The organism is Isoptericola sp. NPDC057191 (genome assembly GCF_042670225.1).
GTDB lineage: Bacteria > Actinomycetota > Actinomycetes > Actinomycetales > Cellulomonadaceae > Isoptericola.
In genome coordinates this window covers 1-24,742 of sequence record NZ_JBHUWC010000041.1, presented here as the reverse complement: position 1 = coordinate 24,742, position 24,742 = coordinate 1, and the positions used below count along the sequence as shown (strand labels likewise).

Here is a 24,742-nt window from a genome sequence, read left to right as displayed (position 1 = left end):
CTGCCGGCCCTGTGTGCTCTCGGCGTGCACCAGCCGCCAGACCGTGTGGTCTGGATCACTCGTCCTGGGCACGTAGAATCCGTGACGGTTCGAGCCGCGCACCCGGTCCCCGGGTGCCGACGAGGCCGGGGTCTCCCCGGCCGGACCATGACCGAGTCGGCGTGTCGGCGACGTGGCCCCCGGGCCGCGGTGCCGGGAGCTCGCGCCACAACTCGCCGGTCCCCGGCGACACGACAACCCGCCGCGGCGGGCCAGGAGGATAGGTGCTCAGCGCATTCGGCCGGGCTTTCCGGACACCGGACCTGCGGCGCAAGCTGCTGTTCACGATCGCGATCATGGCGCTCTTCCGGGTGGGGTCGCTCGTGCCCACACCCGGCGTCGACTACGGCAACGTGCAGCAGTGCGTGGCGGCCCTCGAGAACAGCTCCTCGCTGCTCGGGCTCGTCAACGTCTTCAGCGGCGGCGCCCTGCTGCAGCTCTCGATCTTCGCGCTCGGCATCATGCCGTACATCACCGCGAGCATCATCGTGCAGCTGCTGCGGGTGGTCATCCCTCGCTTCGAGGCCCTGCACAAGGAGGGCCAGTCGGGGCAGACGAAGCTCACGCAGTACACGCGCTACCTGACGATCGCCCTCGCCATCCTGCAGTCGACCACGATCATCACGACCGCTCGGACCGGGATGCTGTTCCCGGGCTGCAACGTCGACGTCATCGCGGACGACAGCTTCATCACCGCCACCCTCATGGTCATCACCATGACGGCGGGTACCGGCCTCGTCATGTGGCTCGGCGAGCTGATCACGGAGCGCGGCGTCGGCAACGGCATGTCCCTGCTCATCTTCACGTCGATCGCGGCGAACTTCCCGTCCGCTCTCTGGTCGATCGCCGGTGGCTCGAACGGCCCGATCAACTTCATCGTGATGATCGCGGTGATCGTGATCGTCGTGGGGCTCGTGGTCTTCGTCGAGCAGTCGCAGCGCCGGATCCCGGTGCAGTACGCGAAGCGGATGGTGGGTCGCCGCATGTACGGCGGCACCAGCACCTACATCCCGATCAAGATCAACATGGCCGGCGTCATCCCGGTCATCTTCGCGGCGTCGATCCTCGCGATCCCCGGTCTGCTGGCGCAGTTCGGCGACCAGACCGCGGGCTGGGTGGTGTGGATCTCCAACAACCTGGTCCAGCAGTCCGACCCGCTGTACATCGTGCTGTACGTGCTGCTGGTCATCTTCTTCGCGTTCTTCTACACCTCGATCACGTTCAACCCGGACGAGGTCGCGGACAACATGAAGAAGTACGGCGGGTTCATCCCCGGCGTCCGCGCGGGTCGACCGACCGCCGAGTACCTCGACTACGTGATCACGCGCATCACGTCCGCCGGCTCGATCTACCTCGCGATCGTGGCGCTGATCCCCACGATCATGCTCGTCGTGCTGGGGGTCACCACGAACATCCCGTTCGGTGGCACGTCGATCCTCATCATCGTCGGCGTCGGTCTCGAGACCGTGAAGCAGATCGACTCCCAGCTCCAGCAGCGTCATTACGAAGGGTTCCTCCGTTGACCGAGACGAACGAAGGCGGCACCCCCGGTGCCGCGCCGACCACCCGCCGCGAGCTCCACGGTGCCCGCAGCGCCGAGGCGCGGGTGACGCGCCTGGTGATCATGGGACCGCAGGGCGCGGGCAAGGGCACGCAGGCGGCGCGCCTCGCCGAGCTGTTCGACATCCCCGCCATCTCGACGGGCGACATCTTCCGCGCCAACATCAAGGGCGGCACGGAGCTCGGCCGGCTCGCGCAGGAGTACAGCGCCAAGGGCGAGCTCGTCCCCGACGAGGTCACCGACCAGATGGTCCGCTCCCGCCTCGGCGAGGACGACGCGAAGGGCGGCTTCCTGCTCGACGGGTACCCGCGCAACGCCCACCAGGTCGAGGCGCTCGACGCGATCCTCGCCGACCTCGGCTGGGAGCTGGACGGCGTCATCGAGCTCACCGCCGCGCGCGAGGAGCTCCTGGCCCGCATCGCCCGCCGCGCCGAGATCGAGGGCCGTGAGGACGACACCCCGGACGCGATCGCGCGCCGCCTGGACATCTACGACGAGCAGACGGCGCCCCTCACGGCGGCGTACTCGGAGCGCGGCCTGCTGGCCCAGGTGGACGGCATCGGCGAGGTCACCGAGGTGACCGACCGCATCGTCCAGGCGCTGGCCGCCGAACTCGGCTGAGGTCGCGCCCGCCATGATCTTCGGTTCGCGCGAGCGCGTGGAGCTCAAGACGCTCGAGCAGGTCCGCGTCATGCGGCGCGCCGGCCTGGTCGTCGCGTCGACGCTCGACGCCGTGCGCGCGGCCGCCCGACCCGGGATGACGACCGCCGACCTCGACGAGGTCGCCGCGCGCGCCATCGCCGACGCGGGGGCCACGCCGTCGTTCCTCGGCTACCAGGGCTACCCGGCGACGATCTGCGTCTCGGTCGCCGACGAGGTCATCCACGGCATCCCGGGCGGGCGCGTGCTCGAGCTCGGCGACGTCGTGTCGATCGACTGCGGTGCGATCGTCGACGGCTGGCACGGCGACTCTGCGCTGAGCCTCGTGCTCGGCCCGGACGGTGCCCTCGACGTGGACGCCCCGGTGGACGGCGCCCCGGGCGTCGACCCGGCGGACCTCGACCTGGTCCGCGCCACGCGCACCGCGATGTGGGCCGGCATCGCCGCGCTGGCGGGGGGCAAGCGGCTCAACGACGTCGGGACGGCGGTCGAGACGGCCGTCGAGCTGGCCGGCGGCGCCTCGGGCGTGGAGTACGGCATCGTCGAGGACTACGTCGGTCACGGCATCGGCACGGCGATGCACCAGCCCCCGGACATCGTGAACTTCCGGACCTCGGACCGCGGGCCGCGGCTCCGCCCTGGCATGTGCCTCGCGGTGGAGCCGATGGTGACCCGGGGGAGCGGCGCCACGCGCGTGCTCGAGGACGACTGGACGGTCGTCACCGAGGACGGGTCGCGTGCCGCGCACTGGGAGCACACCGTCGCCCTGCTGGAGGATGGCATCAGCGTGCTGACCGCCGTCGACGGTGGGCGCGCCGGCCTCGCACCGTTCGAGGTCGAGCCCGTCGATCTCGACGTGTGACGAACCACCCCCTGGGCGCGCGGTCGCCGGGGCTGGAACGATGGAGTACGATGTTCCGTCGGGTGTAGTCCGTTCGGCAGTTCCTCGATGCAGTCGCCCGACAGCGGCGCTGCAGACCAGCACGGACCGGCGCGAGCGTCGGTCGGAGCAGGACGAGGGTGAGCAGGCGGCACGCACGACATCCGGACCTCCGTCACGCTGCTGGCGGGCGCCCGGGGCCAGACGAGAGTTAGCGGAGGACATGGCAAAGAAGGACGGCGTCATCGAGATCGAGGGCAGCGTGGTCGAGGCCCTGCCGAACGCGATGTTCCGTGTGGAGCTTGCGAACGGCCACAAGGTCCTCGCACACATCTCGGGCAAGATGCGTCAGCACTACATCCGGATCCTCCCGGAGGACCGTGTCGTGGTCGAGCTCAGCCCGTACGACCTGTCCCGCGGTCGGATCGTCTACCGCTACAAGTAGTCAACCGTCACGACCGCCCGGGCCTCCGGGCGGTCCCCCCACCGATCACGCCGACACCCGCGGTGCGAACCGCGGGGTCCTCGAACAGCTGTGACGGGCTGATCGAGGCCGAGGCGGCGAAGGAAAGACACATGAAGGTCAAGCCGAGCGTCAAGAAGATCTGCGACAAGTGCAAGGTGATCCGCCGGCACGGTCGCGTCATGGTGATCTGCGAGAACCTGCGCCACAAGCAGCGCCAGGGCTGATCGCAGCCACCCGCTGACGGCACGCGCTCGCCGTCAGCCGAAGCGCACCACCACGAACCCGTCGCCACGGCGACGGGGGAACCCTCGGTCCAGGGGCCGGGGCCCGCGGTCATCGCGGGAGGGCGGTGCGGCAGACCTCTGGACGAAGTACAGGAGCCGGAAGGCACATGGCACGTCTGATCGGCGTCGACCTCCCCCGCGACAAGCGGCTCGAGGTTGCGCTCACCTACATCTACGGCGTCGGCCGTACCCGCGCCCAGCAGACGCTGGCCGCGACCGGGATCAACCCGGACCTGCGCGTCAAGGACCTTGGCGACGACCAGCTCGTCGCCCTGCGCGACTACCTCGAGGGCAACTACCAGCTCGAGGGTGACCTGCGTCGCGAGGTCGCCGCCGACATCCGCCGCAAGGTCGAGATCGGCACCTACCAGGGCCTGCGTCACCGCCGCGGCCTGCCGGTGCGCGGCCAGCGCACCAAGACCAACGCGCGCACCCGCAAGGGTCCGAAGCGCACCGTCGCGGGCAAGAAGAAGGCCCGCTGACGCCAGCAGTCCGGAACGCGGGCGCACCTCGCTGACGCCCGCACCGGTCCGACGACCTCAGACCAGGAGAGAACGAGCACATGCCTCCCAAGACCCGCGCCACGGCCGGGCGCAAGCCGCGCCGCAAGGACAAGAAGAACGTCCCGCTCGGCCAGGCGCACATCAAGAGCACCTTCAACAACACGATCGTCTCGATCACCGACCCGTCGGGCGCCGTGATCTCGTGGGCGTCCGCCGGCCACGTCGGCTTCAAGGGCTCCCGCAAGTCCACGCCGTACGCCGCGCAGCTGGCCGCCGAGTCGGCCGCCCGCCGCGCCCAGGAGCACGGTGTCAAGAAGGTCGACGTCTTCGTCAAGGGCCCGGGTTCCGGTCGTGAGACCGCGATCCGCTCCCTGCAGGCGACCGGCCTCGAGGTCGGCTCGATCCAGGACGTGACGCCCCAGGCGCACAACGGCTGCCGCCCCCCGAAGCGTCGCCGCGTCTGACCCTCCCGACGTCGTCGGGCCCCGGGGCCGAGGGATCGGCCCCGGGCTCGACGACGCCGCAGCCTGCCCGGGCGGGTGGACCGAGTCCCGCCCGGGGGCCGCGAGCTCTCGCGGATCCGTGATGCGTCATATGGCGGACGCACACTGAAAGGACCTGACCGTGCTGATCGCACAGCGCCCCTCCCTGACCGAAGAGGTCATCTCGGAGTACCGTTCGCGCTTCTCCATCGAGCCGCTCGAGCCTGGCTTCGGCTACACGCTCGGCAACTCCCTGCGCCGGACCCTCCTGTCGTCCATCCCGGGCGCGGCCGTCACCTCCATCCGCATCGACGGAGTGCTCCACGAGTTCTCCACCGTGCCGGGTGTCAAGGAAGACGTCACCGAGATCATCCTCAACATCAAGAACCTCGTCGTCTCCTCGGAGAACGACGAGCCCGTCGTGATGTACCTGCGCAAGACGGGGGCGGGCGTGGTCACCGCCGCGGACATCGTGCCGCCGGCGGGCGTCGAGGTGCACAACCCGGACCTGCACGTCGCCACCCTCAACGACAAGGGCAAGCTCGAGATCGAGCTCACCGTCGAGCGCGGTCGTGGCTACGTGTCCGCGGCGCAGAACAAGAACGACGAGGCCGAGATCGGTCGGATCCCCGTCGACTCGATCTACTCGCCGGTCCTCAAGGTCACCTACAAGGTCGAGGCCACCCGTGTCGAGCAGCGCACGGACTTCGACAAGCTGATCGTCGACGTCGAGACGAAGGCTGCGATCGCCCCGCGCGACGCGCTCGCCTCGGCCGGCAAGACGCTCGTCGAGCTGTTCGGTCTCGCCCGCGAGCTGAACGTCGAGGCCGAGGGCATCGAGATCGGCCCGTCGCCGACGGACTCCGCGCTGGCCGCGGACCTGGCGCTGCCGATCGAGGAGCTCAACCTCACGATCCGGTCGTACAACTGCCTCAAGCGCGAGGGCATCCACCAGGTGGGTGAGCTCGTCGCGCGCAGCGAGGCCGACCTGCTCGACATCCGCAACTTCGGTGCGAAGTCCATCAACGAGGTCAAGGAGAAGCTCGCCGAGCTGGGCCTCTCGCTGAAGGACTCGCCGCTCGACTTCGACCCGTCCAGCGCCGCGTACTTCAGCGGTGGGGACGACGAGGCCACGTACACCGACGAGCAGTCGTACTGACGTCTCCGCGCCCGCAGCAGCCCGCTCGACCTGACCGGGCCGCGCGGCGCGGATCCACCCTCAAGGAGAACCAGAAATGCCTACCCCCACCAAGGGTCCGCGGCTCGGTGGCAGCCCGGCTCACGAGCGACTGATCCTCGCGAACCTGTCGACCTCGCTCTTCGAGCACGGCCGCATCACCACCACCGAGACGAAGGCGAAGCGCCTGCGTCCGCTGGCCGAGCGCCTGATCACCTTCGCCAAGCGCGGTGACCTGCACGCTCGTCGCCGGGTGCTGACCGTCGTCCGCGACAAGTCCGTGGTGCACACCCTGTTCACCGAGATCGCCCCGGCCATGGCCGAGCGCAACGGTGGCTACACGCGCATCACCAAGATCGGCAACCGGAAGGGCGACAACGCCCCCATGGCGGTCATCGAGCTCGTCACCGAGCCCGTGAGCCCGAAGCAGGCCGTCGTCAAGGAGGCCACCAAGGCCACCGAGAAGTCCGCCAAGGCCGACGAGAAGCCCGCCAAGGTCGAGGACGAGGCCGCCGTCGAGGCGACCGAGGCCCCCGAGGCTCCGGCCGAGGAGTCGAAGGACGCCTGACCCCAGGCTCCTGAGCGCTCCTTCGCGCACCACGCAGCCCCGTGCCACCGTCAGGTGGTGCGGGGCTGCGTCGTCCCCGGGAGGGCCTCGGTCAGGCGTCGTGGCACGGTAGGGGGATGGCTGCTCTCGGCGTGCCGGTGGTGCTCGTGCACGGGTCACGGACCTCCCGCACGATGTGGCGCCGCCAGCTCGAGATCCTCGACGGTGCGGGCGTCAGCGCGACGGCCGTGGAGCTGCCGGGCCACGGCGCGCGGCGTGCGGAGCCGTTCACCCTCGACGGCGCCGTGGCGGCCGTGCGCGACGCGGTCGACGCGGCGGGCGGACGGGCCCTGGTCGCCGGGCTGTCGCTCGGCGGGTACGTGGCGATCGAGCACCGCGCCAGGCACCCCGCGCAGAGCGCGGGCCTCGTGGCGGCATCGTGCAGCACGGTCACGTCGTCGCCGCTGCGCCCGGCGTGGCTCTCGCTGGCCCGCTGGATCGAGCGCTGGCCCGACGGCGGCGCGCGGCTCAACGAGTCCTTCGTGCGCCTCGCCCTCGACGAGGAGGGCGTCCGGGACATCGGGGCGGGCGGCTTCGCCCTGGCGGTCATGAGCGCCGTGCTGCGCGAGCTGGCCCCGGTGGACGTGCTCGGCGCGCTCGCCGCGGCGGACAGCCCCGTGTGGGTCGTCAACGGGCGCTACGACCACTTCAGGACCCAGGAGCGGGCGTTCGTCGCTGCGGCCCGCCGGGGCGGGGCGCAGGCGCGTCTGGTGGTCGTGCCCCACGCCCGGCACCTGGTGAGCCTCGATGCTCCGGTGGCGTTCGCCCGGGTGCTGCTGGAGGCGGCCGCCGAGGTGGCCCGCGCCGGCCCGGGCTCAGGCGAGCGGCAGGTCCCAGGCGCGCGCCCCGCCGACCAGCGCGGCGGAGTTCGGCACGACGACGACGTCGTCGCCCAGGCGGTCGAGCGCCGTCGGGGTGATCCGACGCGAGTTGCCGCCGCCCAGGTACAGCCGGTCCCAGTGGAAGACGGGCCGTAGGCCGTCGACCGTCGCGACCACGCGGCGCGACCACAGCCCGTCGCCCAGCCGCCGCCGCTCCGGCTCGCCGATGTACTGGTCGTAGGTGGCGCCCCGTCGTACCGGGGCGTGCGACCACTCGAGGTGGGGCGCGACGCGGCCGCCGTCGAACAGCGCGGACCCGAGCCCGGTGCCGAGCGTGAGCACCAGCTCCACGCCGGACCCGGCCACGACGCCCGCGCCGTGCACCTCGGCGTCGTTGAGCACCATCGCGGGCATGCCCAGGCGGCGTGCGAGGGCGCCGCGGACGTCGAAGCTGGACCAGGCCTCGACCAGCTCCGGCAGCACGCGCGAGCGCGGGCCGGACCGCGTGACGTAGTGCGGGGTGTGCACGACCACGCCGTGGCGGATCATCCCCGGCATCCCCAGCGTCACCCGGTGCGCCGCCGGGAGCCGGTCGGCGATGTCCGCGACCGTGTCCAGGAGCAGCCGCGGCGGCAGCGGGTACGGCGTGGGCACGCGGACGGGCGTGGCGTGCGCCGTGCCCGCGGAGTCCAGCACGGCAGCCTTGATGCCCCCGCCGCCGCAGTCGACGGCGAGAGTGAGCACGTCGGCGGTCCCGCCGTCGGGCCGGGGTCCGGTGGGGTGCGCCGTGGCGCCTGTGTCGACCATCAGGGGACATCATCCGGCCACAATGGGGCGGTGAGCACGCCGACACCGCCCGACGACACCCTCCGGGTGCGTCTCGACCTCGCCTACGACGGCACCCACTTCGCCGGCTGGGCGACCCAGCCGCGCCTGCGGACCGTGCAGGGGGTCCTCGAGGACGCCCTCGCCACGATCCTGCGCACGGAGCCGCTCGGGCTGCCGCGGCCCCGTCTGACGGTCGCAGGCCGCACGGACGCGGGGGTGCACGCGCGCGGCCAGGTCGCGCACGTCGACGTCCCACGGGCCCGCTGGGAGGTGCTGCCGGGCCGTTCCGACCGGGAGCCGGGCGTCGCCCTCGCCGACCGGCTCGCCGGGGTGCTGCCGCCGGACGTCGTCGTGCACCGCGCGTCCGAGGCCCCCGCCGGCTTCGACGCCCGCTTCTCCGCGCTGCACCGCCGGTACGCCTACCGTGTGGCCGACGACCCTGCCCTGCGCGACCCGTTGCGCCGGGACTGGGTGCTCTGGCACCGGCGACGGCTCGACGTCGACGCGATGCACCGCGCCGTCCAGCCCCTGGTGGGCCTGCACGACTTCGCGTCGTTCTGCAAGCCTCGCGAGGGCGCGACGACGATCCGCGAGCTCACCGAGCTGTCGTGGGCCCGGCCGACCGAGGGCCCGGACGAGGGCCTGGCCGTCGCGACGGTGCAGGCGGACGCGTTCTGCCACTCGATGGTGCGGGCGCTGGTCGGGATGTCGCTGGCCGTGGGGGAGGGGCGACGGCCCGAGAGCGACCCGGCGGCGGTCCTGGCGGGCCGGTCGAGGTCCGCGGCCGCGGGGGTCGTCGCGGCGCGGGGCCTCGTCCTGGAGCACGTGGCCTACCCGGACGACGTCGACCTCGCCGCTCGCGCCGACCGCGTGCGGGCGAGGCGGGAGCAGAGCGAGGTCGACTGACGGGGCTGACAGGGCTGACGGGACTGACAGGGCTGGCGGGATCACCGGGAGCGGCGCGACGCGACGGCGCCGCGAGGACCGAGACGTGGTCCTGACCGGCTCGGTGCCGGCCCCAGGGCCGGCCTCAGGGCCGGCTCAGGGCTCCTCGACCCAGTGCACGGCGGCCTCCTCGGCGCTCGCGCCCGCACCGTCGATGCCGGCGTCCTCGCCGTAGATGTCGTTCTCGCGGTCGCCGTCCTCGTTGGGGTCGGCGAACGGGTCCTCCGCGAGCCGCCCGGCGCGCGTGGTGTCCGGCCGGTCCAGCGGGTCGGCCTCCCAGACGTCCGGCTGCTCCTCGGCCAGCCGCCGGTCGAGGGGCTCGCCGGCCGACTCCTCCCAGGCGGTCTCGCCCCAGTGGTTCGACCGGGAGCGCTCGAGCGGCGAGTACCCCTCGTCGAGGACGTCGTCGAGCTCGGGGTCGAGCAGGGTGTCCTCCTGGGGGAGCTGGTCCTCGTCGCCCTCGGCTCCGGTCTCGGGGTCGGCGGAGGTAGCGGGTGTCTCGTCGGTCATGCCCCTACGGTGCCTCCCGGCGACGGAGCCCGCATCCCGCCACGCGGCCCTCCGCGGCGCTCTCGGGACGTGACGGTCGTCGCTTTGACCCGTGTACCGAACGGCCGCTAAACTGGCTCGTCGTTGTGCTATGCCCCGGCGTCCGCGTCGTCAGCGCGCCCACTCGCACCCGACGATGCCCTGGCCAGGACGCCACCGGAGCACCCGCGCACAACAACCTGACTCATCGGGCGCCGCTTCTCGCCCGACGACACCGAACACGAAAAGGTGACGCAACCGTGCGTACGTACACCCCCAAGCCCGGCGACGTCCAGCGCGACTGGTATGTCGTCGACGCGACCGACGTCGTCCTGGGCCGCCTGGCGAGCCAGGTCGCCATCCTCCTGCGCGGGAAGCACAAGCCGACCTTCGCCCCGCACGTCGACGGCGGTGACTTCGTCATCGTCATCAACGCGGACAAGGTCGCCCTGAGCGGCAACAAGCGGGAGACCAAGCTGGCCTACCGCCACTCCGGCTACCCGGGCGGTCTCCGCTCCGTGGCCTACGGCGAGCTCCTCGAGAAGAACCCGGAGCGCGCCGTGGAGAAGGCCGTTCGCGGCATGATCCCCAAGACCACGCTCGGTCGCGAGCAGCTGGGCAAGCTGAAGGTCTACCGCGGCGCGGAGCACCCGCACGCGGCTCAGCAGCCCAAGCCGTTCGAGATCACCCAGGTTTCGCAGCAGGCCTGAGCCGCTGCCGGATGCAAAGCGAAGGAATCACAGTGGCCGAGACCACCGTCGACACCGAGCTGGACGAGAACACGCCCAGCACCTACACCTCTGAGTCCGCCGCGCCCGTCGCGGACGGCGGCCAGTCCATCACCGCTCCCGGGGCGGCCGTCGGCCGCCGCAAGGAGGCCGTGGCGCGCGTGCGTCTCGTCCCCGGCACCGGGACCTGGAAGATCAACGGTCGCACCCTCGAGGACTACTTCCCGAACAAGGTGCACCAGCAGCTCGTGAACTCGCCGCTGAAGCTGGTCGAGGTCGAGGGCCGTTTCGACGTCATCGTCCGCATCACCGGTGGTGGCCCCTCGGGCCAGGCCGGCGCGGTGCGCCTGGGCATCGCCCGTGCGCTCAACGCGATCGACTCCGAGGCGAACCGCCCCGCGCTGAAGAAGGCCGGCTACCTCACGCGTGACCCGCGTGCGGTCGAGTCGAAGAAGGCCGGTCTCAAGAAGGCCCGCAAGGCGCCGCAGTACTCGAAGCGCTGATCGAGCGCTCCTGGTCGGACACCGGCCGGAGCGTCAGCGCAAGGACGGCCCCGTCGGAACACTCCGGCGGGGCCGTCCGCACGTCCGGCTACGATCGGTGCGGCGTCCGTCGTGGACGCCGTGGGCGCCAGAGCGGAGCTCCCGCCGCGCCCGGAGGAGGAGACATCGTGCGACTGTTCGGCACCGACGGGGTCCGTGGCCTCGCCAACCGGGACGTCACCGCAGACCTGGCCCTGGGGCTCGGGAGCGCGGCGGCGCACGTCCTCGGGACGTCCGGCGAGTTCCAGGGCCACCGGCCACGCGCCGTCGTCGGCCGCGACCCGCGGGCGTCGGGAGAGTTCCTGTCGGCCGCGGTGGGCGCGGGTCTCGCGAGCTCCGGGGTCGACGTGGTCAACCTCGGCGTGCTGCCCACGCCCGCGCTCGCGCACCTCGTCGGGGCCATGGACATGGACCTCGGCGTGATGATCTCCGCCTCCCACAACGCGATGCCCGACAACGGCATCAAGTTCTTCGCCCGCGGTGGCTACAAGCTCGCCGACCACGTCGAGGACGAGATCGAGGCGCGGCTCGGCCAGGAGTGGGACCGGCCCGTGGGCGCGGACGTCGGGCGCATGCGCTCGGACACCGGCATCGCGGCGCAGCAGTACGTGGAGCACCTCGTGGCCAGCATCGGCACGACGCCCGACGTGCGGCCGCTGGAGGGCCTGCGCATCGCCGTCGACGCCGCGAACGGCGCCGCCAGCCAGGTCGGCCCGGAGGCGCTGCGCGAGGCCGGTGCCGACGTCGTCGTCATCAACGCCAGCCCCGACGGCCGCAACATCAACGAGAAGGCCGGCTCCACGCACCCCGAGCAGCTGCAGGCCGTCGTCGTGGCTGCCGAGGCCGACTTCGGCGTCGCGTTCGACGGCGACGCGGACCGGTGCCTGGCCGTCGACCACGGCGGCGTCCTCGTCGACGGCGACCAGATCCTCGGCATCCTCGCCCGCGCCCTCAAGGACGAGGGGCGCCTGCCCTCGGACACCCTGGTGGTCACGGTGATGAGCAACCTCGGCCTGCTGCTCGCCATGCGCGACGCCGGCATCACGACCGTCCAGACGGGCGTGGGGGACCGGTACGTGCTCGAGCAGATGCGGGCCCACGGGTACGGCCTGGGCGGCGAGCAGTCCGGCCACATCATCCTGGCGGACCACGCCACCACGGGCGACGGCGTGCTCACGGCGCTGCACCTGGCCGCGCGCGTGAAGGCGAGCGGGCGACGCCTGGCCGACCTCGCCGTTGACGTCCCGCGCCTGCCGCAGACCCTCGTCAACGTCAAGGGCGTGGACAAGGCCCGTGCGGGCGAGGACGAGGGCGTCCGCGCGGCCGTCGAGCGTGCCGAGGCGCAGCTGGGCGACACCGGGCGCGTGCTGCTGCGCCCGTCCGGCACCGAGCCGCTGGTGCGGGTCATGGTCGAGGCCGCCAGCCAGTCGCAGGCCGACTCCGTGGCGGACACGCTCGCGGCCGTCGTGCGCGACCGGCTGGCCCTGTGACGGACGGCCCTGTGACCGACGGCCCTGCGACCGCCCCGGGCAGCGCGACCGACGAGGCGTTGCGGGCCGCGGTCGTCGACCTGCTGGACCGGGCGGACACCGCCGCCGAGGGCCCCGGCACCGGGATCCTGCCGATCGTGCAGGCAGGTGCCCCGGTGCTGCGCGCCGTCGCCGCGCCGTACACGGGGCAGCTGGGCGACGTGCTGCCGGGGCTGGTCGACGCGATGCGGCGCACGATGCACGCCGCCCCGGGCGTCGGGCTCGCGGCGCCGCAGGTCGGGATCGGTCTGGCGATCGCCGTCGTCGAGGACGCCGGTACCCAGGCCGACGACCCGCGCGAGCGGACCCCGCTGCCCTTCCGGGTGCTCGTCGACCCGCGGTACGAGCCCGTACCCGGTGCGGACGGCGAGCCGGAGCGCGCGGCCTTCCACGAGGGCTGCCTGTCCGTGCGTGGCTGGCAGGCCGTCGTCGCGCGGCACCGCCGCGTGCGCCTCACCGCCCGGGACGAGACCGGCGCGCCGGTCGACGAGGTGCTGTCCGGCTGGCCGGCACGCATCGTGCAGCACGAGACCGACCATCTCGCGGGCGAGCTGTACCTCGACCACGCACGCCTGCGCACGCTCACCTCGAACGAGAACCTCGTGCGCTACGGCGCGGTCGTGGACCTCGGGTGAACATACGGCGCTCAGGGTGGAACCGGGGGAATTCCCCATGCAGCCTGTGCCCTGACTCTGCCTAGGCTGGGTCTCGTGACGCCGTCCGGCGTCGCGCGACCGCCGGAGGTCACCCTCCCGGCCGACGAACCGAGGGACCGTGCTGGAGAGTCTGTCGACGATGCTGGGACAGCTGGAGAGCTGGATCCTCGACCTGGGCGCGTCCGCGTGGATCTACCCCGCCATGTACGTCTCCGCGACGGTCGACGGGTTCTTCCCGCCGATCCCCAGCGAGTCCGTGGTCATCACCCTGACGGTCCTGGCGCACACCGAGGGCGTGCCCTGGCTGCCGGGCGTCCTCGCCCTCGCCATCGTCGGCGCCTGGACGGGCGACCAGATCGCCTACCAGATCGGCCGCTCCGTCGGCACCGAACGGTTCGCGTTCCTGCGCTCTGCGCGCGGCCGCAAGTCCGTCGCGTGGGCGCGGCACGCCCTCGACCACCGGGGAGCGTCGTTCATCCTCGCGGCCCGGTACGTGCCCATCGGGCGCGTCGCGGTGAACATGACCGCCGGGGCAGTCGGCTACCCGCGCCGCCGCTTCATGGTCTTCTCCGCGATCGCCGCCGTCACCTGGGGCGTCTACTCGATGCTGATCGGCCTTGCCGCGGCGTCCTGGCTCGGCCACAACACCCTCCTCGCGATGGTGTCCGGCGTGGTCGCCGGCATCCTCCTGGGCGTCCTGGTGGACCAGGTGGTGCAGCGGGTCGCCGGCCCCGCCAAGGTCTTGCCGGTGCCGGCCGACGAGGAGGGCGGCGCCGACGGCGCCGACGCCGAGCCCACCACGCGCGCCGCCTGACGGTCCCGTCAGAGCTTGCGCAGCCGCACCCGCTGCACCGAGTGGTCCGACCCCTTCGTGAGCACGAGGGTGGCGCGCCCGCGCGTGGGCAGCACGTTGTGCTCGAGGTTCGGCGCGTTGATCGACTCCCAGATCGACAGGGCCCGCTCCGTCGCCTCCGCGTCCGACAGGTCCGCGTAGCGCCGGAAGTACGACTCCGGCCGGCTGAACGCCGTCCTGCGCAGCTGCAGGAAGCGCTCCACGTACCACTGCCGGATGTTGCGCGTCCGGGCGTCGACGTAGATCGAGAAGTCGAAGAAGTCGCTCACCGCGACCGTGGACTCGTCCACCGCCGACGGCCTTGCCGGCTGGAGCACGTTCAGGCCCTCGACGATCAGCACGTCCGGCTTGCGCACCACGACCTCCGCGCCCGGCACGATGTCGTAGACGACGTGCGAGTACACGGGGGCGCGCACCTCCGGCTGGCCCGCCTTCACACGGGAGAGGAACCGGATGAGGGCGCGCCGGTCGTAGGACTCGGGGAAGCCCTTGCGGTCCATGATCCCGCGGCGCTGCAGCTCCGCGTTCGGGTACAGGAAACCGTCCGTCGTGACGAGCTCGACGTGCGGGGTGTCCGGCCAGCGCGCCATCATCTCGCGCAGGATGCGCGCCGTCGTCGACTTGCCGACCGCGACCGACCCCGCGACACCGATGACGTACGGCGTGCGCGGCGGCTCCTCGTGCAGGAACGTCGACGTCGCGCGGTGCAGGCCCGCGCTCGCCGCGACGTACAGGTTGAGCAGGCGTGACAGCGGCCGGAAGACGTCGTCCACCTCGGCCAGGTCGATCGGGTCGCCGAGGCCGCGCAGGCGTTCGACGTCCGCGTCGGTCAGGGGGAGCGGTGTCGACGCCGACAGGCGGCTCCACGCGGCGCGGTCGAGGTCGACGTACGGCGAGGCCGGCGCGAGCCGCGTCAGGTGGTCGCCCAGCGGTAGGGGCGCACCGCCGCCGGGGTCGGCGGGTCGGGCGGCGGGGCCGCCGGTGCCGTGCAGCGCTGCCGGGTCGGGGAGGGGAGGTGCCACCCGTCGATTCTGCCCGAGTCGGCCCAGAACCGGGCAACCACGGGCCGCGGACGACGTCCGGACCTCACGGTGGCGAACGGTGGCTCACGGTGGCCACGGGTCCGCGACGTCGCCGAGACGCTCCAGGAGGCGCAGGGCGTCCCGCGGCGCGTGGGCGTGACCGTCGTTGTCGAAGTAGACGACCACGTCCTGCCCGGCGTCGTGCCGGCGCCGCACCCAGCCGGCCCAGCGGTCGAGGCGCGCGTCGTCGTAGCGGCTCGCGTACAGCTCCGTCGGGCCGTGCAGCCGCACGTACGCGAGGTCGGCGGTCTGGTGGTCGAGCATCGGCCAGCGCCCGGCGCCGTCGGAGACGACGAGGGCGACGTCGTGGTCGCGCAAGAGCTGCAGGGCCGCCGGGTCCTCGAACGACGCGTGGCGGGCCTCCAGGGCGTGCCGCAGCGGCCGGTCCTCGCCCGGGTCGGTCCACGCCTCGGCCCGCAGGCGGTCGTCATGGGCGGCCGCCAGGCGTCCGGCGGCCGCGGTCGTGCGGGGCAGGAGCTCGAGGAAGGGCGCGAGCACCTCGGCGTCGAAGGAGGTGCGCTCGGGAAGCTGCCACAGCACGGGCCCGAGCCGGTCGCCGAGGGCGAGGAGCCCGCTCGCGACGAAGTTCGCCAGCGCCGTGCCCGGGTCGCGCAGGCGCTTGAGGTGCGTGACGTAACGGCTGCCCTTGACCGCGAAGGTGAACCCGGGCGGCACCTGGTCGCGCCAGCGGAGGAACGAGCTCGGCCGCTGCAGGCCGTAGAACGTGCCGTTGAGCTCGAGGGACCCGAAGCGCGCCGCGGCGTAGGACAGCTCGTCGGCACGCCGGGTGCCGTCGGGGTAGAAGGAGCCGTGCCAGTGGGCGTACTGCCAGCCGGACAGGCCCACGCGGACGCTCGCCACGGCGCCGAGCCTAGGGTCCGGGTCGGGTTGCTCGCGCGCGGGGCGAGACCGCGGCCGGCCGACGAAGGGGCATGATCGGGACATGGAGCTGGACGAGCTGTCCGACGAGCTGGAGATCATCTCGCGCGTGTACGAGCGACGCTTCGGCATCCCGCGCACCGACGACTGGCTGGTGCTGAAGCTGCACGAGGAGGTCGGCGAGCTCACCCAGGCCTACCTCGCCCGCTCGGGCCGGTCGCGCGACCGGGGCGAGGGCGACGGCGAGGTCGACGCCGCCTTCCGGGCGGAGCTCGCCGACGTCCTGGCCCAGCTGCTGCTCGTGGCACGCCGGTTCGGGGTCGACCTCGAGGCGGAGCTGGAGCGCAAGTGGTTCCGCTGGCGGTCGCTGGTGGAGCCGCAGGACGAGGCCGGGGTGCGCGCGCCGGGCTGAGAGTGTCCGTCGTGGCCACAGGCCGGGGCCGGGGGACCGACACCTAGGCTGGGCCCATGATCATCGGCGTGGGTATCGACGTGGTGGACGTCGCCCGGTTCATGGCGACCGTCGAGCGGGTGCCGCGCCTGCGCGAGAAGCTCTTCACCGACGCCGAGCGCGACCTCCCGGCGTCGTCGCTCGCGGCGCGGTTCGCGGCGAAGGAGGCCATCGCCAAGGCGCTCGGCGCTCCCGGCGACCTGCACTGGCACGACGCGACCGTGCACCGCGTCGTCGGCGGCCCGCCGCAGGTCGAGCTGCGCGGCACGGTGCAGGCGCGCGCCGACGAGCTCGGCGTGAAGACCTGGCACCTGTCCATCTCCCACGACGCCGGCATCGCGTCGGCGATGGTGGTGGCGGAGGGCTGACGTCCGCCTCCGTCGCCGGCCGCCGCGTGTCGGTGGCGCGCGACAGGATCGGTCCATGCCGACGCGCGAGGCCCTGGGCCGGGACGATCTTCTCGGCGCGTGGCGCCGGCTCGGTGTCCGCGACGGGGACGTGCTGATGGTGCACGCCTCCCTGTCCGCCTTCGGAGCGGTCGACGGCGGCGCGTCGGTCGTGGTCGACAGCCTGTGCGCCGCGGTGGGCGCCGCCGGCACGCTGGTGATGCCGGCGTTCACGCCGCAGGTCGCCGACCCGGACCCGTCCGTGGCCGGCCCGCCGCCGTCGGACGTGCAGGCCCGACGGGACGCGGTCCCCCTGTTCACGCCCGACACGCCCAGCCAGATGGGCGCCGTGCCCGAGGAGCTCCGCAGGACGGCGGGGACGCTGCGCAGCAGCCACCCCCAGGTGTCCGTCGTGGCCCACGGGCGCGCGGCCGGCCAGGTCGTGGCGCGGCAGAGCCTCGCCTACGGGGTGGGCGAGGTGTCGCCGTTCGGCACGGTCCGTGAGCTCGGGGGACGTGTCCTCCTGCTCGGTGTCGGCCACGACCGCAACACCTTCCTGCACCATGCCGAGGGGCGCAGCCCGCACCACCGCCGCAAGCTGCGGCGCTTCCCGGCGGTCGTCGCGGGGGAGCGGGCCTGGGTGGAGAGCGCCGACGTGGCCGACGACCTGGGCACCCTGTTCCCCCTCGTCGGCGCGGAGTTCGAGGCGAGGGGGACGACGTCGTCCGGCACGGTGGGGCAGGCGCTCTGCCGCCTCTTCGACGCCGACGACCTGGTGCGGTTCGCCACCCGGAGGTTCGACGAGCTCCTGCGGCCCGGGGGCGCCGAGGAGGGCGGTCGTGGCGACCCGTGGAGCTCCCCGGCCCGGACGGCCGGGGAGCCCGGGGGCGCGGCGGTCAGTCCTGCAGCGCGGGGATGACCTGTCGCTGGAACAGCTCGATCTGGTCGCGGTCGGCGGCCGCGTTCGGGAAGTAGGTGATCGCGTACGTCATCCCGAGGGAGCGCAGCTCGGTGAGCTTCTCGACGACCTGCTCGGGCGTGCCGACCAGGGGGCCGTTGCGCCAGCTCGCGATCTCCGCCTCGGCACGCTCGCCGGGGGCGTACTTGCGGAAGTGCGACTCGATCCATGCGAGGCGGTCGTCCACCTCGGCCTGGTTCTCCCCGACGACCACGTTGTAGTCGGCGGACCGGGTGATCTCACCGAAGTCCCGACCGAGGTCGCGGCAGTGCTGCTCCAGCACGGCGGACTTGTGCGCGAAGCCCTCGGGCGAGCCGTCGAAGTTGGTGTACTGCGCGAACCGCGCGGCGATGCGCAGCGTCTTCTTCTCGCCGCCGCCGGCGACCCACAGCGGGATGCTCGGCACGTCGGCGCCGCCGTCGCCGACGGGCAGCTGCTGCAGCGGCTGCGGGTAGCAGAGGGCGCCGTCCACCTGGTACGTCTCGCCGTCGAACTTCCCGGACGACCCGGTGCGCCACATCTGCGTGATGATCTGCAGGCCCTCGTCGAGCGCTCGCAGCCGCTCCCCGGCGCGGGGGAAGCCGTAGCCGTACGCGCGCCACTCGTGCTCGTACCAGCCGGCGCCGATGCCCAGCTGGGCGCGGCCGCCGGAGATCGCGTCCACGGTGGAGGCGACCTTCGCCAGGTAGGCGGGGTTGCGGTACGACATGCACGTGCACATCTGCCCCAGCTTCACGCGCTGGGACGCGGCCGCGAACGCCGCCATCAGCGTCCACGCCTCGTGCGTGGCCTCGGTGCTGGGCACCGGGACGGTGTGGAAATGGTCGTAGACCCACACGGAGTCCCAGGCCCACGGGCCGCCGGGGATCGGCTCCCCGGCCGCTGCGTTGTCGGCGTAGTGGAGCAGGGACAGCATCGTCTCCCAGTGCTGCTCCGGAGGGACGTCGGTGAGCGAGTGGCGCCAGCCCTGCGGGATGAAGAGTCCGAATCGCATGGGCCCGAGCCTATGCCCCACCTGCGTCGTCGGGGCGGTGGCGGCAGGATGCGTCTCATGATCACGTCGTGGCCCGCGTCCGCCGTCCGTGCCGCCGAGGAGCCGCTGCTCGCCGCCGGCGTCCCGCTGATGGAGCGGGCGTCGTTCGCCCTGGCGACGCACGTCGTGCGGGACGTCGCGGCGCGACGCGGCCCGGTCCGCGGGGCGCGCGTCGTCCTCCTCGTCGGGGCCGGGAACAACGGGGGCGACGCGCTGCACGCCGGCGCGGTGCTGTCACGGCGCGGGCTCGAGGTCACGGCGGTGCTGGTCGCCGAGCGGTTCCACGCGGAAGGCCGCGCGGCGTTGGAGGGCGCCGGCGGCCGGGTCGTGGAGCTGTTCTCCGCCCCCGGCCTCCTGGGCGCGGTGCTCGACGACGCCGCGCGCGCCGACGTCGTGCTCGACGGGCTGGTCGGCATCGGCGCCCACGGTCCGCTGCGTGGCCTCGCCGAGCAGGTGGTGAGCGGGCTGTCGGCCCGCGACGCACGGCGTGCCGGGGCCGACAGCCCGCTCACGGCGCCGTGGGTGGTGGCGGTCGACCTGCCCTCCGGCATCGGGGTGGACGACGGCGCCGTGCCCGGCCCGGTGCTGGCCGCCGACCGCACGGTGACGTTCGGCGCGATCAAGCCCGGCCTGCTGCTGCCGCCGGCGGCCGCGCACGCGGGAGAGGTGAGCGTCGTCGACCTCGGCCTGCGCCCGGAGGGCGACCCCGCGGTGCGCCGGCTGGCACCCGCCGACGTCGCCCGCGCGTGGCCGGTGCCGGGGCCCGCCGACCAGAAGTACTCGCGCGGCGTCGTCGGCGTCGTCGCGGGCACGACGACGTACCCCGGCGCGGCAGTCCTCGCCACCACCGCCGCGGTGCGCGCCGGCGCGGGGATGGTGCGCTTCCGCGGGTCGGACGGCGTGGGCCGCCCGGTGCTGGCCGCCCGTCCGGAGGGGGTCACCGCGCCCGGCCGGGTGCAGGCCTGGGTGGTCGGGCCGGGAGTGCCGGGCGGGCCGGAGGCGGCGCACGAGGGGGAGGACTCTGGCCTCGACGACGGGCAGCACGAGCGCGGCCGGGCCGCGCTGGCGGCCGCGGCCGGCAACCTCGCCGGGACCGCCGGCGGCCCGGTGCCCGCCGTCGTCGACGCGGGCGGTCTCGGCCTGCTCGACGACGTCGTCCCGCCGTGGTTCGTGCTCACCCCGCACGCGGGTGAGCTGACCGCGTTGCTGCGCTCGCGCGGCGAGGACGTGCGGCGGGCCGACGTGGAGGCCGAGCCGCTGCGCTGGGCCCGCCGCGCGCACGAGCTGACGGGCGCGACCGTGCTGCTCAAGGGCGGCGTGACCGTCGTCGTGGGGCCGGACACCACGTACGCGCAGGCCGACGGCCCGGCGTGGCTGGCCACGGCAGGGGCGGGCGACGTGCTGGCGGGCGTGCTGGGCGCCATGCTCGCCGGCCGCGCGGACGAGGTGGTCGAGCGTCCAGCCCTCGCGGCCGAGGTGGCCGCGGCCGCCGCCCTGGTGCACGGGCGCGCGGCGCACCGCGCCAACCCCGGGGGCCCGGTCGCCGCCCTCGACGTCGCGGGCGCCGTGCCCGCCGAGATCGCCGCCCTGCTCGTGGGCCGCGACCCCGGGACGGACCGCGGGTGACCGCTCCCCGGTAGCCTGCGACCTGATGACGACGACACAGCCCGTGCGGGTCCTGCGCTCCGACGACCCGGAGGCAGCACGCCTCCTCGACTCCGGGGCGCGGGTGCGGTCCGAGTCGTGGGGTGCCCGGCTTACCGTCACCCCCGACGTCCTGGACACGTGCCGCGCGGCGGTCGACGCCGCGCGCGAGGCGGGGTGGACGGTCCGCGCGCTCGCACCCGAGGAGGCGACGGCCCTCGTCGCCCTGGACGCGGGCGCCGCGGGCGACTACCCGGTGACGGTCGCGACGTCGCACGACGTGCCCGACGCCGGCGAGCTCGGCGCGGCGCTGGCCGCCGGAGAGCGCTGGGCGTTCGGCGCGTTCGCCGCCGACGGCAGGCTCGACGCGGCGACGGTGCTGTACCCGGTCGCGGACCGCGTCGACATCGACTTCACCGTGACGCGCGCGGCGGCCCGGCGCCGCGGCCTGGCCACAGCCGTGAAGGGCGCCGCGGTGCTCGACCTCGCCGCGACGGGGCGGACGCGGTTCGGCACGGGCGGGTCCGGCGACAACGTCGCGTCGCGGCGCGCGAACGAGGCCCTCGGTTACGTGGTCACGGAGCGCTGGCTGCACCTGGAGGCGTGACGTCCTGAGCTACCTCACCGAGACCTGAACTACGTCGGCGGGGTCCGGACTACCTCGGCGGGACCTGAACTACCTCGGCGGGACCTGAACTACCTCGGCGGGACCTGAACTACCTCGGCGGGGCCCCGGACTACCTCGGCAGGGCCTTCTCGATCAGGGCGACGATCTCCGGGTCGTCCGGCACGGTCTGCGGGGCGAACCGGTGCACGTCTGCCCCGGGGAGCACGAGGAACTTCTCGAAGTTCCACCGCACCCGGCCGTCGTGACCGCCGGCGTCGGGCGTCTTCTTCAGCTCGACGAACAGCGGGTGCGCGTGCCGCCCGTTCACCCGGACCTTCGAGACGACCGGGAACGTCACCCCGTAGGTGGTGGAGCAGAACTCGGCGATCTTGTCGTCGGAGGACAGCTCCTGCAGGAACTGGTTGCTGGGGAAGCCGACCACGGTGAAGCCGCGGTCGGCGTACGACTTCTGCAGCTGCTCCAAGGCCTCGTACTGAGGCGTGAGCCCGCAGCGCGAGGCGACGTTGACCACCAGCACGACGTCGTCCCGGTGCTCCGCCAGGGTCGTCGTCGTGCCGTCCATGCGCTCGAACGGGATGTCGTAGAGGCTCATGGGCTCCATCATGCCCCGATGCCCAGTGCTCGGTGCCCGGGGACCCGGGGACCCGGGAGAATGGAGCGGTGCCCGCGTCGTCTGGAGGTCCCGGCCCGCACCGTCCGCCCCTGCCGGTGCGCGACGGGCTCAACCCCACGCGGCTGGTGCTGCCCCACGACGCGGCGAGCACGGCCCGGTACACGACGGCGGCCCAGTACCTCCTGGAACGGTTCGAGCACGACGCCGCCCGCCTGCGCGAGAAGCTGGCCGCCGGTGAGGTGGTCACCGGCGCGGGCGTCGTCGTCGACGACGCCACGCCCTACGAGCCCCGCGGCTTCCTCTACCTCTACCGCGACCCGCCCGCGGACGAGCCCGAGGTCCCCACGCTCGCGGAGCTCGAGGTGCTGCACCGCGACGACGACCTGCTCGTGGTCGACAAGCCCCACCTCGTCGCGACAATGCCACGCGGCCGGTGGGTGACCCGCACCGTGCTCGTGCACCTGCGCGCCACCCTGGACCTGCCGGAGCTGGTGCCCGCGCACCGCCTCGACCGGCCCACCGCCGGCGTGCTCGTGCTGACGGTGCGGCCGCAGGTGCGCGGCGCCTACCAGACGGCGTTCCAGGACCGCGCCGTGCAGAAGGTCTACGAGGCGGTGGCGCCGCTGCCGGAGCCCGGCTCGGCGGTGGCGGCCCGGCTGGGTGCGGGCGGCACGACGACGGTCCGCTCGCGCATCGTCAAGCACCGGGGCGTCGTGCGGGCGCAGGAGGAGGCGGGCGAGCCGAACGCCGAGTCACGGGTGACGCTGGTCGCGCGCGACGAGGCGCGCGGGCTCGGGCTCTACCGGCTGGAGCCGCACACCGGCAAGACGCACCAGCTGCGGCTGCACATGGCGTCCCTCGGGCTGCCCCTCCTGCACGACCCGTTCTGGCCGGAGCTGCGCGCCGACGCGCCCGACGACCCGGCGCGCCCCCTGCAGCTGCTCGCCCGCTCGCTCGCGTTCGTCGACCCCCTCGGCGGCGCACCACGGGAGTTCCGCTCGCGGCGCCGGCTGGCCGCGTGGTCGGCGTGGCCGGCCGGCGCGCGGGACGGGAGCGCGGCGTGAGAGCGGTGAGAGAATCGGTGACCGTGAGCACCGAGGTCCCCGACCTGCCCTTCGACGACGGCCAGCTGGCGCGCGCCGTCGTCGACCTGTCGGCCGTGCGCGACAACGTCCGGGCACTGGCCGGGCACGCCCCGGGCGCGGCGGTGATGGCCGTGGTCAAGGCCGACGGCTACGGGCACGGCATGCTCCCCGTGGCGCGCGCGGCGCTCGCGGGCGGGGCCACCTGGCTCGGGACCGCGGTGCCCGCCGAGGCGCTCGCTCTCCGGGCCGGCGGGATCGCCCCCGAGGACGCCCGGGTGCTGACCTGGCTCGCGGCGCCGGGTGCGCCGTTCGACCGCCTCGTCGCCACGGGCGTGGACGTCGGTGTCGCGGCACCGTGGGCCCTCGACGAGGTGGCGGCCGGCGCGCGCGCCGCGGGCGTCCCCGCGCGGGTGCACCTCAAGGTCGACACGGGCCTGGGCCGCAGCGGGATCATGCCCGCCGACCTGCCCGACGTCGTGCGGCGCGCGGCCGCGCTCGAGGCCGAGGGCGTGCTGCGGGTCGTCGGCGTGATGTCGCACCTGGCGTGCGCGGACGAGCCCGGGCACCCGTCGATCGGCCTGCAGGCGACGGCCTTCGACGGCGCGGTCCGGACCGTGGAGGACGCGGGCCTCGGCCTCGAGGTGCGGCACCTCGCGAATTCGGCGGCCGTGCTCACGGACCCGCGCCTGCACCACGACCTCGTGCGCCCTGGCGTCGCCGTCTACGGGCACTCGCCGGTGCCGCAGCTCGGGGCGCCCGGCGACTTCGGCCTGCGGGGCGCGATGACGCTCCAGGCCCGGCTCACGACGGTCAAGGACGTGCCGGCCGGCCACGGGGTGTCGTACGGGCACCACTACACGACGTCGCAGGACACCCGCCTCGGCGTGGTGCCGCTCGGCTACGCCGACGGCATCCAGCGGCACGCGTCGGGCGGCGCGGTCGGCGTCGGCGGCCCGGTGGGCGTCGGCGGGGCGCGCGTGCTGCGCGTGGCAGGGCGGGTGTGCATGGACCAGTTCGTCGTCGACCTCGGCCCCGGCGCGACGGAACGGGCGGGGGACGTCGTCACGCTCTTCGGGGCGTCGGACGGCGTCGACCGCGGCGCCGTGGTGCCGAACGCCGAGGACTGGGCCCGCGCCGCGGGCACCATCAGCTACGAGATCGTCACGGGCATCGGGGCGCGCGCGCCGCGCGTCTACACCGGCCTCGAGGCCGTGACTCCCACGAGAGAGGAAGGGCAGCGGTGAGCGACGTCGTCGTGCGGACGGAGACGGACCTGCCGGACGCGGAGGCCACCCGAGCGCTGGGGGCGGCCCTGGCGGGCGTGCTCCGCGCAGGGGACCTGGTGATCCTCACGGGCGACCTGGGAGCGGGCAAGACCACGCTCACGCAGGGGCTCGGGGCCGCGCTGGGCGTGCGCGGGCAGGTGGCGTCGCCCACGTTCATCGTGGCGCGCGAGCACCCGCCGCTCCCGCGGGAGGACGGTTCGCGCGGCCTCGCCCTCGTGCACGTCGACGCGTACCGCCTGGGCAGCCTCGGCGAGCTCGACGCCCTCGACCTGGACTCGTCGCTCGAGGAGTCGGTGACGGTGGTGGAGTGGGGCCGCGGCCTGGCCGAGGCGCTCACGGACGACCGGCTGGAGATCGACCTGGAGCGTCCCCGCGGGGACGCCGGCACGCTGTCCGGCGACCGGGCGGACGGCGCGCACGGGGCGCACGGGACGGACGGGGCGGACGACGAGACCGACCCGGGCGCGGGGACACGGCACGCCACGCTCCGTGGTGTCGGCGCCCGCTGGGCCGGCGTCGACCTGGCCGCCCTCACCGCGCGCTAGCCAGGAATCGTGCGTGCTGACCTGATCCTCAAACCCCCGTGACGAGGATCAGGTCAGCACCTG

29 protein-coding genes and 1 pseudogene are annotated in these 24,742 nt (G+C 73.7%); 24 read left to right on the top strand and 6 right to left on the bottom strand.

Features of this window, described 5'->3' with window-relative positions:
* Positions 1-263: 263 nt before the first annotated feature.
* From secY to ACFT55_RS08075, 10 genes and pseudogenes are all read left to right on the top strand, one after another.
* On the top strand, positions 264-1,562 hold the full coding sequence (gene secY, locus ACFT55_RS08120; RefSeq protein ID WP_380243306.1) for a preprotein translocase subunit SecY: 1,299 nt from the start codon (positions 264-266) through the stop codon (positions 1,560-1,562).
* A 101-nt stretch (positions 1,563-1,663) separates the two neighbouring features.
* Positions 1,664-2,221 (top strand): adenylate kinase, encoded by a 558-nt coding sequence (locus tag ACFT55_RS08115; RefSeq protein ID WP_380243309.1) that lies wholly within the window; start codon positions 1,664-1,666, stop codon positions 2,219-2,221.
* A gap of 13 nt (positions 2,222-2,234) precedes the next feature.
* Positions 2,235-3,122: a type I methionyl aminopeptidase gene (gene map, locus ACFT55_RS08110; RefSeq protein ID WP_380243305.1), complete on the top strand. Its 888-nt coding sequence runs from the start codon at positions 2,235-2,237 to the stop codon at positions 3,120-3,122.
* A gap of 241 nt (positions 3,123-3,363) precedes the next feature.
* Positions 3,364-3,585, top strand: a complete 222-nt coding sequence (infA, locus tag ACFT55_RS08105) for a translation initiation factor IF-1 (RefSeq protein WP_012867920.1) — start codon at positions 3,364-3,366, stop codon at positions 3,583-3,585.
* Positions 3,586-3,716: 131 nt separating this feature from the next.
* On the top strand, positions 3,717-3,830 hold the full coding sequence (rpmJ, locus tag ACFT55_RS08100) for a 50S ribosomal protein L36 (RefSeq protein ID WP_009740505.1): 114 nt from the start codon (positions 3,717-3,719) through the stop codon (positions 3,828-3,830).
* A 167-nt stretch (positions 3,831-3,997) separates the two neighbouring features.
* Positions 3,998-4,372 carry a 30S ribosomal protein S13 gene (gene rpsM / locus ACFT55_RS08095; protein WP_380243304.1) on the top strand — a complete coding sequence of 125 codons (375 nt, stop codon included), beginning with the start codon at positions 3,998-4,000 and terminating at the stop codon, positions 4,370-4,372.
* Between the two features lie 80 nt (positions 4,373-4,452).
* Positions 4,453-4,857 carry a 30S ribosomal protein S11 gene (gene rpsK, locus ACFT55_RS08090; protein WP_225564409.1) on the top strand — a complete coding sequence of 135 codons (405 nt, stop codon included), beginning with the start codon at positions 4,453-4,455 and terminating at the stop codon, positions 4,855-4,857.
* A gap of 160 nt (positions 4,858-5,017) precedes the next feature.
* The gene (locus ACFT55_RS08085; RefSeq protein ID WP_380243303.1) at positions 5,018-6,034 is read left to right on the top strand and encodes a DNA-directed RNA polymerase subunit alpha; all 1,017 of its coding nucleotides are present in this window, start codon (positions 5,018-5,020) and stop codon (positions 6,032-6,034) included.
* Positions 6,035-6,110: 76 nt separating this feature from the next.
* Positions 6,111-6,620, top strand: coding sequence for a 50S ribosomal protein L17 (gene rplQ / locus ACFT55_RS08080; RefSeq protein WP_380243302.1), 510 nt, complete (start codon positions 6,111-6,113; stop codon positions 6,618-6,620).
* A 116-nt stretch (positions 6,621-6,736) separates the two neighbouring features.
* Positions 6,737-7,369: pseudogene (locus ACFT55_RS08075) on the top strand (alpha/beta fold hydrolase); the annotation flags it as partial.
* Positions 7,370-7,474: 105 nt separating this feature from the next.
* On the opposite strand, the gene ACFT55_RS08070 reads toward ACFT55_RS08075, so the two are convergent.
* Positions 7,475-8,287: an ROK family protein gene (locus tag ACFT55_RS08070; RefSeq protein WP_380243301.1), complete on the bottom strand. Its 813-nt coding sequence runs from the start codon at positions 8,285-8,287 to the stop codon at positions 7,475-7,477.
* A 30-nt stretch (positions 8,288-8,317) separates the two neighbouring features.
* On the opposite strand from ACFT55_RS08070, the gene truA reads away from it, so the two are divergent.
* Positions 8,318-9,214 carry a tRNA pseudouridine(38-40) synthase TruA gene (gene truA / locus ACFT55_RS08065; RefSeq protein WP_380243300.1) on the top strand — a complete coding sequence of 299 codons (897 nt, stop codon included), beginning with the start codon at positions 8,318-8,320 and terminating at the stop codon, positions 9,212-9,214.
* A 135-nt stretch (positions 9,215-9,349) separates the two neighbouring features.
* Here truA and ACFT55_RS08060 read toward each other — a convergent pair whose 3' ends face one another.
* Positions 9,350-9,763, bottom strand: a complete 414-nt coding sequence (locus tag ACFT55_RS08060) for a DUF5709 domain-containing protein (RefSeq protein ID WP_380243299.1) — start codon at positions 9,761-9,763, stop codon at positions 9,350-9,352.
* 278 nt (positions 9,764-10,041) lie between these two features.
* Here ACFT55_RS08060 and rplM point away from each other — a divergent pair, with 278 nt between their 5' ends.
* The 5 genes from rplM to ACFT55_RS08035 all read left to right on the top strand — a co-directional run bounded on the left by rplM (position 10,042) and on the right by ACFT55_RS08035 (position 14,050).
* On the top strand, positions 10,042-10,491 hold the full coding sequence (rplM, locus tag ACFT55_RS08055; RefSeq protein ID WP_380243298.1) for a 50S ribosomal protein L13: 450 nt from the start codon (positions 10,042-10,044) through the stop codon (positions 10,489-10,491).
* A 32-nt stretch (positions 10,492-10,523) separates the two neighbouring features.
* On the top strand, positions 10,524-11,012 hold the full coding sequence (gene rpsI / locus ACFT55_RS08050) for a 30S ribosomal protein S9 (RefSeq protein ID WP_380243297.1): 489 nt from the start codon (positions 10,524-10,526) through the stop codon (positions 11,010-11,012).
* A 164-nt stretch (positions 11,013-11,176) separates the two neighbouring features.
* On the top strand, positions 11,177-12,541 hold the full coding sequence (gene glmM / locus ACFT55_RS08045; RefSeq protein WP_380243308.1) for a phosphoglucosamine mutase: 1,365 nt from the start codon (positions 11,177-11,179) through the stop codon (positions 12,539-12,541).
* Between the two features lie 11 nt (positions 12,542-12,552).
* Positions 12,553-13,215: a peptide deformylase gene (locus ACFT55_RS08040; protein WP_380243296.1), complete on the top strand. Its 663-nt coding sequence runs from the start codon at positions 12,553-12,555 to the stop codon at positions 13,213-13,215.
* Positions 13,216-13,375: 160 nt separating this feature from the next.
* Positions 13,376-14,050, top strand: a complete 675-nt coding sequence (locus ACFT55_RS08035; protein WP_380243295.1) for a DedA family protein — start codon at positions 13,376-13,378, stop codon at positions 14,048-14,050.
* 8 nt (positions 14,051-14,058) lie between these two features.
* On the opposite strand, the gene coaA is transcribed toward ACFT55_RS08035, so the two are convergent.
* Entirely contained in the window at positions 14,059-15,006 is a 948-nt protein-coding gene (gene coaA / locus ACFT55_RS08030; protein WP_380243307.1) for a type I pantothenate kinase, read from the bottom strand.
* 189 nt (positions 15,007-15,195) lie between these two features.
* Positions 15,196-16,032, bottom strand: coding sequence for a DUF72 domain-containing protein (locus ACFT55_RS08025; protein ID WP_380243294.1), 837 nt, complete (start codon positions 16,030-16,032; stop codon positions 15,196-15,198).
* Positions 16,033-16,114: 82 nt separating this feature from the next.
* On the opposite strand from ACFT55_RS08025, the gene ACFT55_RS08020 reads away from it, so the two are divergent.
* From ACFT55_RS08020 to ACFT55_RS08010, 3 genes are read left to right on the top strand one after another with little or no spacing between them, the layout of a single operon-like run.
* Positions 16,115-16,462, top strand: a complete 348-nt coding sequence (locus tag ACFT55_RS08020; RefSeq protein WP_380243293.1) for a pyrophosphatase — start codon at positions 16,115-16,117, stop codon at positions 16,460-16,462.
* Positions 16,463-16,518: 56 nt separating this feature from the next.
* Positions 16,519-16,869, top strand: a complete 351-nt coding sequence (locus ACFT55_RS08015; protein ID WP_380243292.1) for a holo-ACP synthase — start codon at positions 16,519-16,521, stop codon at positions 16,867-16,869.
* 55 nt (positions 16,870-16,924) lie between these two features.
* Positions 16,925-17,806: an aminoglycoside N(3)-acetyltransferase gene (locus ACFT55_RS08010; protein ID WP_380243291.1), complete on the top strand. Its 882-nt coding sequence runs from the start codon at positions 16,925-16,927 to the stop codon at positions 17,804-17,806.
* On the opposite strand, the gene ACFT55_RS08005 is transcribed toward ACFT55_RS08010, so the two are convergent.
* A complete protein-coding gene (locus ACFT55_RS08005) occupies positions 17,784-18,839 on the bottom strand; it encodes an LLM class F420-dependent oxidoreductase (protein WP_380243290.1) in 1,056 nt (351 codons plus the stop codon). The genes ACFT55_RS08010 and ACFT55_RS08005 overlap by 23 nt on opposite strands.
* Positions 18,840-18,896: 57 nt before the next feature.
* On the opposite strand from ACFT55_RS08005, the gene ACFT55_RS08000 reads away from it, so the two are divergent.
* Together ACFT55_RS08000 and ACFT55_RS07995 are read left to right on the top strand one after the other, a co-directional pair.
* Positions 18,897-20,504 (top strand): NAD(P)H-hydrate epimerase, encoded by a 1,608-nt coding sequence (locus ACFT55_RS08000; RefSeq protein WP_380243289.1) that lies wholly within the window; start codon positions 18,897-18,899, stop codon positions 20,502-20,504.
* Between the two features lie 25 nt (positions 20,505-20,529).
* Positions 20,530-21,129: an acetyltransferase gene (locus ACFT55_RS07995; RefSeq protein WP_380243288.1), complete on the top strand. Its 600-nt coding sequence runs from the start codon at positions 20,530-20,532 to the stop codon at positions 21,127-21,129.
* Positions 21,130-21,259: 130 nt separating this feature from the next.
* Here the strand turns inward: ACFT55_RS07995 and ACFT55_RS07990 are convergent, their stop codons facing one another.
* A complete protein-coding gene (locus tag ACFT55_RS07990) occupies positions 21,260-21,742 on the bottom strand; it encodes a glutathione peroxidase (RefSeq protein WP_380243287.1) in 483 nt (160 codons plus the stop codon).
* Positions 21,743-21,810: 68 nt separating this feature from the next.
* Between ACFT55_RS07990 and ACFT55_RS07985 the strand changes: the two genes are divergently transcribed.
* From ACFT55_RS07985 to tsaE, 3 genes are read left to right on the top strand one after another with little or no spacing between them, the layout of a single operon-like run.
* Positions 21,811-22,827, top strand: a complete 1,017-nt coding sequence (locus tag ACFT55_RS07985; protein WP_380243286.1) for a pseudouridine synthase — start codon at positions 21,811-21,813, stop codon at positions 22,825-22,827.
* Positions 22,828-22,850: 23 nt separating this feature from the next.
* A complete protein-coding gene (gene alr / locus ACFT55_RS07980) occupies positions 22,851-24,092 on the top strand; it encodes an alanine racemase (protein WP_380243285.1) in 1,242 nt (413 codons plus the stop codon).
* Complete coding sequence (gene tsaE / locus ACFT55_RS07975; protein ID WP_380243284.1) at positions 24,089-24,679, top strand: tRNA (adenosine(37)-N6)-threonylcarbamoyltransferase complex ATPase subunit type 1 TsaE; 591 nt, start codon at positions 24,089-24,091, stop codon at positions 24,677-24,679. The genes alr and tsaE overlap by 4 nt, the downstream gene beginning before the upstream one ends.
* Positions 24,680-24,742 lie beyond the last annotated feature (63 nt).